This window comes from Neisseria sicca (assembly GCF_003044565.1).
Lineage (GTDB): Bacteria > Pseudomonadota > Gammaproteobacteria > Burkholderiales > Neisseriaceae > Neisseria > Neisseria sicca_A.
Genome location: NZ_POXG01000005.1, coordinates 102,316 through 114,119, shown reverse-complemented (window position 1 = coordinate 114,119; position 11,804 = coordinate 102,316). Strand labels below are relative to the sequence as shown.

Below are 11,804 nucleotides of genomic sequence, written 5' to 3'. Positions count from 1 at the left end.
GGTGCTTCAGCACCTTAGAGAATCGTTCTCTTTGAGCTAAGGCGAGGTAACGCCGTCCTGGTTTAAATTTAATCCACTATATTATTCGCGGTGGTAGGGATGGTTGTGGAGAATGGAGACGGCGCGGTAGAGCTGTTCGGTCAGAAGGACGCGCACCATGCCGTGCGGTAGGGTGAGGCTGGAGAGGCGCATCATCATGCGGGCTTGTTGTTTGAGGCGGTCGGTCATGCCGTCGGCGCCGCCGATGACGAAGCAGACGTGTTCGCCGTTTTGCTGCCAGCTTTTGAGGTGTTCCGCCAGCTCGACGGAGGTCGGGGCTTTGCCGCGTTCGTCGAGGACGATGAGGAACGCGCCTTGCGGGATGGCTTCGAGGATGCGTTTTTCTTCCGCCGCCATGCCTTGTGCGGCGTTGACGCCTGCGCCGCGTTTTTCGGGTTTGATTTCTTTGAGGGTGTAGGCGACGTCGCGTCCGAAGCGTTTGGCGTATTCGCCGACGGCTTCGTCCACCCAGCGGGGCATTTTGGTGCCGACGGCGAGGACGGTGATGTTCATGGGTTTCCTTGGTCGGATGGGTCGTCTGAAAGGTTTCAGACGACCTTTTGGTTTGAATGATGGTGAAACGGGATTCTTGAAGCCGATATTGTTATAGTGGATTAAATTTAAACCAGTACGGCGTTGCCTCGCCTTAGCTCAAAGAGAACGATTCTCTAAGGTGCTGAAGCACCAAGTGAATCGGTTCCATACTATTTGTACTGTCTGCGGCTTCGTCGCCTTGTTCTGATTTTTGTTAATCCACTATATTGTTCAGTCAAGGGGTCGTCTGAAAAACGTTGGTTTGGGCAAAGATGGGATTCGGCGTGCGCAATAAAGCCGTCTGTGTACACAGACGGCTTGGGATGGCTGCTTAGTCGGCGGCGTGCCAGGGTTTTTGCGCGCCGGCGTGGAAGCTGGGTTTTTCGCCGCCCCAAAGGGTGTCGATGTCGTAGAAGTCGCGGACGGCGGGCAGCATGACGTGGACGACGAGGTCGCCTGCGTCAACGAGCGTCCATTCGCCGCTGTCGCCTTCGGTGCTGAGGATTTCGAAGCCTGCTTCTTTGAGGCTGACGGCAACGTTGTTGGCGAGGGCTTTGACTTGGCGGGTGCTATCGCCGCTGGCGATGATCATGCGGGCGAACAGTGAGGTTTTTTCTTGGGTTTCGAGGACGGAGATGTCTTTGGCTTTGATGTCTTCGAGAGCTTCAACGGCGGTTTCGACCATTTTTTGCAGGTCTTGCAATTCTTGTTCGTTCATTGTTTTCCTAATGGTGGGAATGAAATGGGGTTTGTACGGTATTATAACTTATCTGTATGAATTTACGCTATTTTCCGATTTGGTACAGTTTGTGTTCGCGGATGTAGCGGGCAACTTGGGGCGGGAGGTCGTCTGAAAGTCTGCCACTTTGGAGGGTTTGGCGGATTTGGGTGGAGGAGGTGTTGTGCAGGGGGGCGTTGAGGATGCGGACGCTGCCGTTTTGGAGGGCTTCGCCCAGCCAGGCGTGGAGTTCGCGCGGGGTTTGGTTGAGGTTGTCGCCTTGGCGCATGGCGACGGCGATGTGGGTTTGGCGCACGAGGGTCTGCCATTTTTTCCAAGTGTGCAGTTTCATGAGGCTGTCGCTGCCCATGAGCCACCAAAGTTGGGCGTCGGGGAATTGCTGGCGGAAGATTTGGACGGTGTCGAAGGTGTACGTTGCGCCGTCGCGGACGATGTCGCAGTCGCTGGCGGCGAAGCGGGGGTCGTCGGCAATGGCGAGTTCGGTCATGATGAGGCGGTCTTGGGCGGAGGCGCGGGACGGGTCTTTGTGGTAGGGGTCGCCTGCGGGCAGGAAGACGACGGTGTCGAGTCCGATTTCGTCGGCGAAGGCGCGGGCGATGTGGAGGTGGCCGTTGTGGATGGGGTCGAAGGTGCCGCCGAAAAGTCCGATGTTTTTCATGGGTGTCCTTGGGTGTAGGGTGCGCTCTGTTTGGGTTTCAGACGACCTGTCGGGTTTATGGGTTGGCGGGGTCGTCTGAAAGGCTTTCTGCTTCGGGGCTGCCGTCAACGACCAGGGTGAGTTTGCCAGTGGTCGGATGGATGACGAGTCCGTGGACGGCGATGTCGGCGGGCATGAGTGGGTGGTTGCGGATGACTTTGACGGTGTGGCGGACGCTGTCTTCTACATTGTCGAAACCGGTCAGCCAGTTGTCGAGGTCGATGCCGGCGTTGCGCAGGGTTTCGATGCGGTCGTCGGGAATGTCGCTTTCGTGTACTTTTTCAAGGAAACCGGCGGCGTTCAGCCCCTTCATGCCGCAGTCGTGGTGGGCGATGACCATGATTTCTTTGACTTTGAGTTCGAACACGGCGACCAAAAGGCTGCGCATGACCGACCCCCAAGGATGGGTAACGACTGCGCCGGCGTTTTTAATGAGCTTGGCGTCGCCGTTTTTCAGTCCGAGCGCGTTGGGCAGCAGCTCGATGATGCGCGCGTCCATGCAGGACAGGATGGCGAGTTCGCGGCCGGGATATTTGTCAGTGAAATATTTTTCGTATTCGCCCGATTCGACAAAATTTTGGTTATAGGCGAGAATTTCGCTCAATTCGCTCATGGTGTTGGACCTCCGACAGAATGGGACGATTATAGCGGTTTTCGGGCGGTTTGGCTTTGCAGCGTGCGCCGCCTGCTTGTGGATAGAGTTGGTTGCAAATTGAGGCGGAGCGGATACAATCCGCTTATGTTTATGTATTGATTGGATTGAGGAACAGTCATGTCTTCGCGCCCTTGTTTTTCCGAAACGCTCGACCGCCGCACCCACGACGCGCTCTACGATTGGGCGCGGGCAAGTTACGGTGCGGCAGACGACTGGAACGCGCTCTATCTGAACGGGCTGGCGTTGGGTCGTCTGAATCCGTTTTGGCGCGAACGGATCAAACAAGACTGGCAGGAAGGGTTTTCTGAAGTTTCAGACGACCTCTACCTGCAAACGGACAACTGGCTGGCGATGGGCGACAGTTTGCAGCACTTGGCGAACGAATGGAAAAGCCTCGGACTGCTGCACGGCTGGCGCGACGAAAAGTTTGACGTGTGCGACGACGCGGGCAAAGTTCTTTTTGCGTTGGAACGCGCCGCCTTCCGCCCGTTCGGACTCATGAGCCAAGCCGTCCACCTCAACGGACTGGTGCAAACCGACGGCGGCTGGCATTTTTGGATAGGCCGCCGCAGCCCGCACAAAGCCGTCGATCCCAACAAACTCGACAACCTCGTCGGCGGCGGCATTGCCAGCGGCGAAACCCCGTTTGAAGCGGTCTGCCGCGAAAGCGAAGAAGAAGCCGGACTGATGCCGCCCGCCCTCGACAACCTCCGAGCCGCCGCCCGAATCCACAGCCTGCGCCCCGTATCGCGCGGTATCCACAACGAAATCCTGCACATCTTCGACATCGTCCTGCCCGAAACCGTCCGCCCCGAAAACCAAGACGGCGAAGTCGCAGGGTTTGAATTGATGAACGTTTCGCAACTTGTCGAAACCATGTTGTCCCAAACCATGATGCACGATGCCCAGCTCGTTACCCTCGAAGCCCTCAAACGCTACGGCGCGCTCGACAGGCAACATTCGCTAAGCCTTTGGCTGGACAGCATTCGCCGCTGAACGAAACCAATAAACAAAACCCCGCCGTTTTCCTTCCCCGATTCCCCAAAAGGTCGTCTGAAACCTATGCTCCGACTTACCGACATCTGCAAACGCTTCGACAGCAAAACCGTCGCCGACCGCATCAGCCTGACCGTGTCCGCAGGCGAAACCCTCGCCGTCCTCGGACGCTCCGGCTGCGGCAAATCCACCCTGCTCAAAATCATCGCAGGCATCGTCAAACCCGACAGCGGCGAAGTCTGGCTGGACGGGCAGAACATCACCGCCGTCCCGCCCGAAAAGCGCAACGTCTCGCTGATGTTTCAAGACTACGCCCTGTTCCCGCACCTGACCGCCCAAGAAAACGTCGGTTTCGGACTCAAAATGCGCCGCCTGCCCAAAGCCGAAATCGAAGCACAAACCATGCAGGCGCTGCGCGACATCGGTTTGGAAAACGAAGCCCGCCGCAAACCCGGCAGCCTCTCCGGCGGCGAACAGCAACGTCTCGCCCTCGCCCGCGCCCTGATTATCAAACCGTCCCTGCTCCTCTTGGACGAAGCCTTCTCCAGCCTCGACACCCACCTGCGCCACAACCTTTACCGCCTGACCGACGAGAGCATCCGCCGTCAAAACATCCCCGCCGTCCTCGTGACCCACTCCCCCGAAGAAGCCGCCGCGCTGGCAGACCGTATCGCCCTCATGCACGAAGGGCGCATCCTCCAATACGGCACGCCCGCCGAACTCTTCCGCCGCCCCGCCAACGCCCAAGCCGCCCGCCTGCTCGGGCTGCCCAACACAAACGATGCGCGCCACATCCCTACGCACGCCATCCGCCCCGACCCGCAAGGTACACCCTGCCGCATCCTGTCCCTCACCCCCCTGCCCGACAGCCTGCGCCTGACTTTCGCCCATCCCGAATACAGCGAACTGACCACCCTGCTGCCCGCCGAACACTTGCCCGCCGGCGATACCGTGCCGATACATATCGATAAAGGACAAATCGTTTGGTTTAAACCATCTCGATGATGTTTTGTGTCCCGCCTGTCTGTTGACACATTAGGCAAATCAAAAAAGGTCGTCTGAAAATTTTCAGACGACCTTTTATGTCAACACATCAAGGCGTTATCAAATATTGGTTTCCAGATAAACGACTTGGGTTTGCAGATATTCTTCCAAACCGTGTTTGCCGTCCGCACCGCCGATACCGGATTTTTTCCAGCCCGCATGGAAGCCCTGCATGGCTTCGAAGTTTTCGCGGTTGATGTAGGTTTCTCCGAATTGCAGGCGGCGGGTGACGTAGAAGGCTTCGTTCAGGTTGGTGGTGTAAACGGAGCTGGTCAAACCGAATTCGCAGTCGTTTGCCAAGGCGATGACTTGGTCGAGCGTGTCGAAAGTGGAAACAGGCAGGACGGGGCCGAAGGTTTCTTCTTTCATGATGTCCATGTTGTTGTCGGTGTCGGTCAGCAGGGTCGGTTCGAAGAAGTAGCCGCGTCCTTCGGCGCGTTTGCCGCCGCAGACCAGCGTCGCACCTTGTTTGACGGCGCGTTCCACTTTTTCGGCAACGGCTTTGACGGCGCGCTCTTCAATCAGCGGACCCATTTCCAGTGCGCCTGCTTCGGCTTCGGCAGGGTTGCCGTAGCGCACGCCTTTCATGGCGGCGGTCATTTTTTCAATGAACGCGTCTTTCAGGCTGCTGTGAACATAGACGCGCTCGGCGCAGTTGCAGATTTGACCGGTGTTGCCGACGCGCGAAGCCAAGATGGATTTCACTGCCAAGTCCAAATCCGCGTCTTTCAAAACGATGGCAGGTGCTTTGCCGCCGAGTTCCAGCGAGACTTTGGTGATGTTGGCGGAAGCGGCTTCCATCACTTGGCGGCCTGCTTCGACGGAGCCGGTCAGGCTGACCATATCGACTTGCGGATGGGCGGACAAGGCATTGCCGATTTCCGCGCCGGGACCGTTCACCACGTTGAACACGCCTGCGGGCAGTCCGACCGCATCGACGATTTCGGCGAAGATGTGGCAGTTGATCGGGGTCACGCTGCTGGGTTTGACGACGATGGTGTTGCCCGTGACCAAAGCGGGGCCCATTTTGCGGGCAATCAGGAAGAAGGGGAAGTTCCACGGCAGGATGCCTGCCACGACGCCCAGCGGACGTTTGAACAATAAAATATTTTCGCGCGGGCGGTCGCTTTGGATGATTTCGCCTTCATAACGGCGCGCCCATTCGGCTTGGTAATCGAGATAGTCGGCGGTGAACATGACTTCTACGCGCGCCAAGTCTTTGGTTTTGCCGCCTTCGGCAACGATGGTGTCGGTCAGCTCGTCGGCGCGTTCGCGTATGCCTTGGGCGATTTTGCGCAAATACGCGCCGCGTTCGACCGCAGGCAGCCGCTCCCATGCCGGTTGCGCCGCACGCGCCGCCGCTACGGCACGGTCAACGTCCGCTTTGCCGCCTTTGGGTTCGCGGGCGATGGCCTCTTCGGTGGAAGGGTTCAATACGTCGCGCCATTCGCCGTTGAAATCGTTTTCAAAGCGTCCGTTGATGTACATGGCCAATTGTTTCATTTCAAGTTCTCCTGTTGTTGTAGTCGCGTGTAGTCAGTGTATGCCTTTTATGCCGCCGCTGCAATAAAAATGCCGTTTGAAAATGCAAATTTAATATAGTGGATTAACTTTAAACCAGTACGGCGTTGCCTCGCCTTGCCGTACTATCTGTACTGTCTGCGGCTTCGTCGCCTTGTCCTGATTTAAATTTAAGCCACTATAATATGGGCGTTTGTTTTCAGACGACCTTTTGCTTTTTTATGTGCAAGGCTGTAAGGTTTGGGCATCCCCAACGTCTAATCATACAAACTGTCCACACAGGAAACATAGAGATGAAACCCCGTACCTTCTTTTCCCTTTGCGCCAAGTTCGGCTGTCTGTTTGCGCTGGGCGCCTGTTCGCCCAAAATCGCCGATGCTGAAGCCGCGACCGTGCCGCACACTTTGTCTACTTTAAAAACCGCGGACAACCGCCCCGCCAGTGTTTACTTGAAAAAAGACAAACCGACCCTGATTAAATTCTGGGCGAGCTGGTGTCCTTTGTGTTTGTCCGAATTGGGGCAGACCGAGAAATGGGCGCAGGACAAGCGGTTCAGCTCCGCCAACCTGATTACCGTCGCGTCTCCGGGCTTTCTGCACGAGAAAAAAGACGGCGACTTCCAGAAATGGTATGCCGGTTTGAACTATCCCAAGCTGCCCGTGGTTACCGACAACGGCGGCACCATCGCCCAAAGCCTGAATATCAGCGTTTACCCTTCGTGGGCGTTAATCGGTAAAGACGGCGACGTACAGCGCATCGTCAAAGGCAGCATCAACGAAGCGCAGGCATTGGCGTTAATCCGCGACCCGAATGCCGATTTAGGCCGTCTGAAAAACGCGTTCTACAAACCCGACACACAGAAAAAGGATTCAAAAATCATGAACACGCGCACCATCTATCTCGCGGGCGGCTGCTTCTGGGGCTTGGAAGCCTATTTCCAACGCATAGACGGCGTGGTTGACGCCGTATCCGGCTACGCCAACGGTAAAACGCAAAACCCGAGCTACGAAGACGTATCCTACCGCGACACGGGCCATGCCGAGACCGTCAAAGTCACCTACGATGCCGACAAACTCAGCCTCGACGACATCCTGCAATACTATTTCCGCGTCGTTGACCCGACCAGCCTCAACAAACAAGGCAACGACACCGGCACGCAATACCGCAGCGGCGTGTACTACACCGACCCCGCCGAAAAAGCCGTCATTGCCGCCGCCCTCAAACGCGAGCAGCAAAAATACAAGCAGCCCCTCGTCGTCGAAAACGAGCCGCTGAAAAACTTCTACGACGCCGAGGAATACCATCAGGACTACCTGATTAAAAACCCCAACGGCTACTGCCACATCGACATCCGCAAAGCCGACGAACCGCTGCCGGGCAAAAGCAAAGCCGCCCCGCAAGGCAAAGGCTTCGACGCGGCAACGTATAAAAAACCTAGCGATGCCGAACTCAAACGCATCCTGACCGAAGAGCAATACCAAGTTACCCAAAAAAGCGCGACCGAATACGCCTTCAGCCACGAATACGACCATCTGTTCAAACCCGGAATTTATGTGGACGTCGTCAGCGGCGAACCCCTGTTCAGCTCCGCCGACAAATTCGATTCCGGCTGCGGCTGGCCGAGCTTCACCCGCCCGATTAACGCCGCCGCCGTTACCGAACACGACGATTTCACTTACAACATGCGCCGTACCGAAGTGCGCAGCCATGCCGCCGATTCGCACTTGGGACACGTCTTCGCCGACGGCCCGCAGGACAAAGGCGGACTGCGCTACTGCATCAACGGCGCAAGCTTGAAATTCATCCCGTTGGAACAAATGGACGCGGCAGGCTACGGCGCGTTGAAAGGCAAAGTGAAATAAAGATGCGATAACACGAAAGGTCGTCTGAAAAACAAAAATCAGTTTTCAGACGACCTTTTTACCGCCGCGGACCTTGTTCCTTCTATCAACATACGGAAGCGCGGATGACTGGCGAATACGGTTTGAAATGATAAAAGGGCGCATCATGCGCCCTTTTTGTCCTTCACACGTCGTCTGAAACCCGACAACGGACAAACCGTCAATCTTCTTCGCCTTCCGACACGCCTTTATCCTGCAAAGTATCCTGCAAGGCGGATTCTTGGGCGGTTTCCGCCAAATCGCGTTGCAGGCGTTTGGTGGTTTTCACGCCCAGCGCACGCAGTTTTTCGGCGCGGCTGACCAAATTACCCTTGCCTTGAGAGAGCTGTTTGAAAGCTTGTTGGAACTGGTTTTGCGCTTGGTCGATGTTTTTGCCGACGCCCTCAAGCGTTTGGACGAAGCCTGTGAATTTGTCGTAAAGCCTGCCGCCTTCTGCCGCGATGGCGAGGGCGTTTTGATTTTGCTGTTCGTTGCGCCAGATGTGGGCGACGGTGCGCAGGGTGGCGAGCAGCGTACTCGGGCCGACCGGCATAATGCGCTTGTCGAAACATTCTTGGAACAGGGCGGCATCGTGTTGCAAGGCGAGCAGGTAGGCGGGTTCGACGGGGATGAACATAAACACGAAGTCCAGCGTGCGCACGCCTTCGAGGTCGGTATAGTCTTTTTGCGACAGGCTGCGGATGTGGGCGCGGATGCTGGCGACGTGGGCGGCGAGTTCGCGCTCGGCGGTTGCAGCGTCGGCGGCTTGGGTGTAGCGGACGTAGGCGGTCAACGAGACTTTGGAATCAATGACGATTTGTTTGCCTTCGGGCAGGTTGACGAGGACGTCGGGCTGGAGGCGGCGCGCGCCGTCTTCTTCTTGGCGGACGGCAGCGGCTTGGACGGTGTATTCACGCCCTTTTTGCAGACCGGAATGTTCCAAAACGCTTTCTAAAATCATCTCGCCCCAGTTGCCTTGCGTTTTGTTTTGCGTGCCGGTGAGCGCGTCGGTGAGGGCTTTGGCGTCGCTGTGCAGTTGGGTGTTGAGGGTTTGCAGGCGTTTGAGTTCGTTTTCGAGGGTCAGCCTTTCGCGCGCTTCTTTTTCGTAGGTTTGCTGAACCAGCTCGCTGAAGCCGTGGATGCGTTCGTTAAGCGGGGTGAGCAGTTGGCTGAGATGGTCGCGGTTTTGCTCGGTGAAGCGGCGGCTTTTCTCTTCCAAAATGGTGTTGGCAAGGTTTTGGAACTGGTCGCCCAAACTTTGTCGGGCTTCAGTCAGCAGCTTGAGCTTTTCGTCGGCGGCGAGGCGTTCCTGTTCGAGCTGGATGTGGAGGCGTTCGTTGCGGACGTGCAGGTTGTGCGCGTTTTCCTGAAGCTCGGCGTAATCTTGTTTCAGACGACCTGCTTCCTGTTCGCGCTCTTGAAGGTAGCCGATTTGGCGTTCGGCGGCGGCGAAGCGGTTGCCCAATTCCTGCAACTCGCCCTGCAAATCTTGGACATGATAACGCGCATCGGCAAGCTCGGCGGCGGTTTGCGCCTGATTTTGTTCGGCAAATTCAAGATGTTGGCGGCACTCGGCAAGCGATTGCATCAGGGCAAACTGCTGCGTCTGCGCCTTGTTGCGGGCGAGCAGCCAAGTGATGAGCGCGCCAGAGAGAAAGGCAAGCGCGGCGGTCAGAAGGAGCGGGAGATTCATAGGTCGTCTGAAAACGGAAAAAGCAAAAACGGCAATATAGCATGTTTGCAGGACAAGCTCGCTGCGCGCTTGAGTAGGATGGGGCGGAATGGCTGATAAACCGATGCCGATCAGCGGATTTCAGAATGCAGGGCGCAGCAGTCGAACTGGATCAATCTGAATCAATTTGATTGAGGCGTGAACGGTATCGACGAAACAGAAAGCCTTTTCAGACGAGCCATCCAACCCATAAATACAAATAGGTCGTCTGAAAACCTGAAAACAAGTGTTGCACGTTTCGCTGCGCCCAAACCGCGCGTTCATCTCCGTCAGCTTGGAAAATCGTTCCCTTTAGGGTTTCGTTTGAAGTAAGGCGGGACAATGTCGCAGCGTCGGATGAGAGATTTATTTAATGAGCGATTTCACAAGAAAACAGCGGATTCAAGTTTGTCGGGCAGGGATTTTGGTTTCAGACGACCTGTTTTTGCCGAAAAAGGATAGATAATTTTAAAAATGGCAATGGCGATTATAGTCTAAGGCTAAAAACCAAAAAGCCAAGCGGAAAAGTGTTGTTTTTTATCTAATTGAAAAATATAAGAAAAATTTAAAATTCGTCCAAAATGATGTAATTTGGCAACAAAAAATCCGAGAGCATCTATTCTAAAATAAACAATTTGTAATCGGCTTGTAACTAAGACATCGGTGTCATTCCTCAAGACATCGGTGTCATTTTCAAAACTAATAATAAATTATCAAAATAATTACAATAAGCCATTTTTACCGCGTATTTCTTTACTAAAAACTGTATAATTTATCAATTAAGGCGGTATCATGACCTCTGTCGATACGGCAGACACGCCGCCGGCAAATGCAGATGTTATTAAATAACATTTAATGAGTATGATAAAGGATTACCTGAAATGAAAAATTTATTGACCTTAGCCGCAGCCTCTTTAATCGGTATGGCCGGTGTTACCGCTTCAGCCGCTATGGTTGCCCGCAATATCGAAACCGCTGCAAAAAAATAATTTGAAAACAAACGAAATATTTTAAACGCTTCCCAAAACCCCACAAATAACCCTTCCCGCCCAAGGCGGAGCGGCTTTCGGCTATCAACCGATTCCGGCATCAGATGCCGACACAAGCACGAACCGCAGACCGCCAAGTTCGGCGGCGGGAACAAAAGAAAGAGAGATTACCATGAAAAACTTAATCAAATTGGCAGCCGCCTCCCTGATTGGCATGTCCGGTCTGACCGCCAGCGCGACGACCGTCGCCAAAAACATCGCCGAAGCCGGCAAATAATAAGCCGACCCGACGATAACATCCGCAACACAAACACAAGAAAGAGACTCAAAATGAAAGAATTGATCAAACTCGCCGCCGCCTCCCTGATTGGCATGTCCGGTCTGACCGCCAGCGCGACGACCGTCGCCAAAAACATCGCCGAAGCCGGCAAATAATAAGCCGACCCGACGATAACATCCGCAACACAAACACAAGAAAGAGACTCAAAATGAAAGAATTGATCAAACTCGCCGCCGCATCCCTGATCGGTATGTCCGGTCTGGCCGCCGGCGCGACCCACATCGCCGACAATATGCGTACCGCGATTAAAAAATAAGCTCGGGCAGTTTTAAACCCCCAAACTCTTGGAAGTAAAAGCAAAGGTCGTCTGAAAAGTTTCAGACGACCTTTTTTGATGGGGCTGGGTTTGCGCGATAAGGTGCAAACCTCAAAACGGGGGCAGCCGTATTGGAGAAACTGTTTTCCTTATATCTGTCAGGAAAGTGTGGTTTTGCGAACTTTATGCCCCACGTCCGAAAGCCGCTTCTTCCCATCCTTTTGCTATCGGGCGGAAGAAAAGACAAGCTTGTCCGTCATGTCGAAGAGGTCGTCTGAAAACATGGAAACGGATTTTCAGACGACCTCTTTGCATTGAATCGGGTGTTCAAGCAAAGGTTGAACTGGATAAAAAACCGACCTTCCGTTTTGCAGCGGATGGTCGGTTTTATAGTGGATTAACT

General features: G+C 54.9%; 10 protein-coding genes. 4 read left to right on the top strand and 6 right to left on the bottom strand.

Annotation, left to right across the window (positions count from 1 at the left end; all coding sequences use genetic code 11):
- Window positions 1–81: 81 nt before the first annotated feature.
- From rlmH to DBZ16_RS10715, 4 genes are all read right to left on the bottom strand, one after another.
- Window positions 82–552 (bottom strand): 23S rRNA (pseudouridine(1915)-N(3))-methyltransferase RlmH, encoded by a 471-nt coding sequence (gene rlmH, locus DBZ16_RS10735; protein ID WP_009312525.1) that lies wholly within the window; start codon window positions 550–552, stop codon window positions 82–84.
- 352 nt (window positions 553–904) lie between these two features.
- Window positions 905–1,291, bottom strand: a complete 387-nt coding sequence (gene rsfS, locus DBZ16_RS10725) for a ribosome silencing factor (protein ID WP_039410466.1) — start codon at window positions 1,289–1,291, stop codon at window positions 905–907.
- 67 nt (window positions 1,292–1,358) lie between these two features.
- On the bottom strand, window positions 1,359–1,970 hold the full coding sequence (gene nadD / locus DBZ16_RS10720; RefSeq protein WP_107813986.1) for a nicotinate-nucleotide adenylyltransferase: 612 nt from the start codon (window positions 1,968–1,970) through the stop codon (window positions 1,359–1,361).
- 55 nt (window positions 1,971–2,025) lie between these two features.
- Window positions 2,026–2,622, bottom strand: coding sequence for a beta-class carbonic anhydrase (locus DBZ16_RS10715; RefSeq protein ID WP_107813985.1), 597 nt, complete (start codon window positions 2,620–2,622; stop codon window positions 2,026–2,028).
- Between the two features lie 159 nt (window positions 2,623–2,781).
- Here DBZ16_RS10715 and DBZ16_RS10710 point away from each other — a divergent pair, with 159 nt between their 5' ends.
- Complete coding sequence (locus DBZ16_RS10710) at window positions 2,782–3,660, top strand: NUDIX hydrolase (protein ID WP_107813984.1); 879 nt, start codon at window positions 2,782–2,784, stop codon at window positions 3,658–3,660.
- Window positions 3,661–3,726: 66 nt separating this feature from the next.
- Entirely contained in the window at window positions 3,727–4,665 is a 939-nt protein-coding gene (locus DBZ16_RS10705; RefSeq protein WP_107813983.1) for an ABC transporter ATP-binding protein, read from the top strand.
- A 99-nt stretch (window positions 4,666–4,764) separates the two neighbouring features.
- Here the strand turns inward: DBZ16_RS10705 and aldA are convergent, their stop codons facing one another.
- Window positions 4,765–6,207 carry an aldehyde dehydrogenase gene (aldA, locus tag DBZ16_RS10700; RefSeq protein WP_003760973.1) on the bottom strand — a complete coding sequence of 481 codons (1,443 nt, stop codon included), beginning with the start codon at window positions 6,205–6,207 and terminating at the stop codon, window positions 4,765–4,767.
- A gap of 311 nt (window positions 6,208–6,518) precedes the next feature.
- Between aldA and msrAB the strand changes: the two genes are divergently transcribed.
- The gene (msrAB, locus tag DBZ16_RS10690; protein ID WP_107813982.1) at window positions 6,519–8,087 is read left to right on the top strand and encodes a bifunctional peptide-methionine (S)-S-oxide reductase MsrA/peptide-methionine (R)-S-oxide reductase MsrB; all 1,569 of its coding nucleotides are present in this window, start codon (window positions 6,519–6,521) and stop codon (window positions 8,085–8,087) included.
- 199 nt (window positions 8,088–8,286) lie between these two features.
- On the opposite strand, the gene rmuC is transcribed toward msrAB, so the two are convergent.
- On the bottom strand, window positions 8,287–9,798 hold the full coding sequence (gene rmuC, locus DBZ16_RS10685) for a DNA recombination protein RmuC (RefSeq protein ID WP_107813981.1): 1,512 nt from the start codon (window positions 9,796–9,798) through the stop codon (window positions 8,287–8,289).
- A gap of 1,777 nt (window positions 9,799–11,575) precedes the next feature.
- Here rmuC and DBZ16_RS15135 point away from each other — a divergent pair.
- Window positions 11,576–11,719: a hypothetical protein gene (locus DBZ16_RS15135; protein ID WP_159070324.1), complete on the top strand. Its 144-nt coding sequence runs from the start codon at window positions 11,576–11,578 to the stop codon at window positions 11,717–11,719.
- Window positions 11,720–11,804 lie beyond the last annotated feature (85 nt).

What these genes read in the sequence shown, in the direction of transcription:
- rlmH (WP_009312525.1), bottom strand. Translation starts at nt 552, where the DNA reads ATGAACATCACCGTCCTCGCCGTCGGCACCAAAATGCCCCGCTGGGTG.
- rsfS (WP_039410466.1), bottom strand. Translation starts at nt 1,291, where the DNA reads ATGAACGAACAAGAATTGCAAGACCTGCAAAAAATGGTCGAAACCGCC.
- nadD (WP_107813986.1), bottom strand. Translation starts at nt 1,970, where the DNA reads ATGAAAAACATCGGACTTTTCGGCGGCACCTTCGACCCCATCCACAAC.
- DBZ16_RS10715 (WP_107813985.1), bottom strand. Translation starts at nt 2,622, where the DNA reads ATGAGCGAATTGAGCGAAATTCTCGCCTATAACCAAAATTTTGTCGAA.
- DBZ16_RS10710 (WP_107813984.1), top strand. Translation starts at nt 2,782, where the DNA reads ATGTCTTCGCGCCCTTGTTTTTCCGAAACGCTCGACCGCCGCACCCAC.
- DBZ16_RS10705 (WP_107813983.1), top strand. Translation starts at nt 3,727, where the DNA reads ATGCTCCGACTTACCGACATCTGCAAACGCTTCGACAGCAAAACCGTC.
- aldA (WP_003760973.1), bottom strand. Translation starts at nt 6,207, where the DNA reads ATGAAACAATTGGCCATGTACATCAACGGACGCTTTGAAAACGATTTC.
- msrAB (WP_107813982.1), top strand. Translation starts at nt 6,519, where the DNA reads ATGAAACCCCGTACCTTCTTTTCCCTTTGCGCCAAGTTCGGCTGTCTG.
- rmuC (WP_107813981.1), bottom strand. Translation starts at nt 9,798, where the DNA reads ATGAATCTCCCGCTCCTTCTGACCGCCGCGCTTGCCTTTCTCTCTGGC.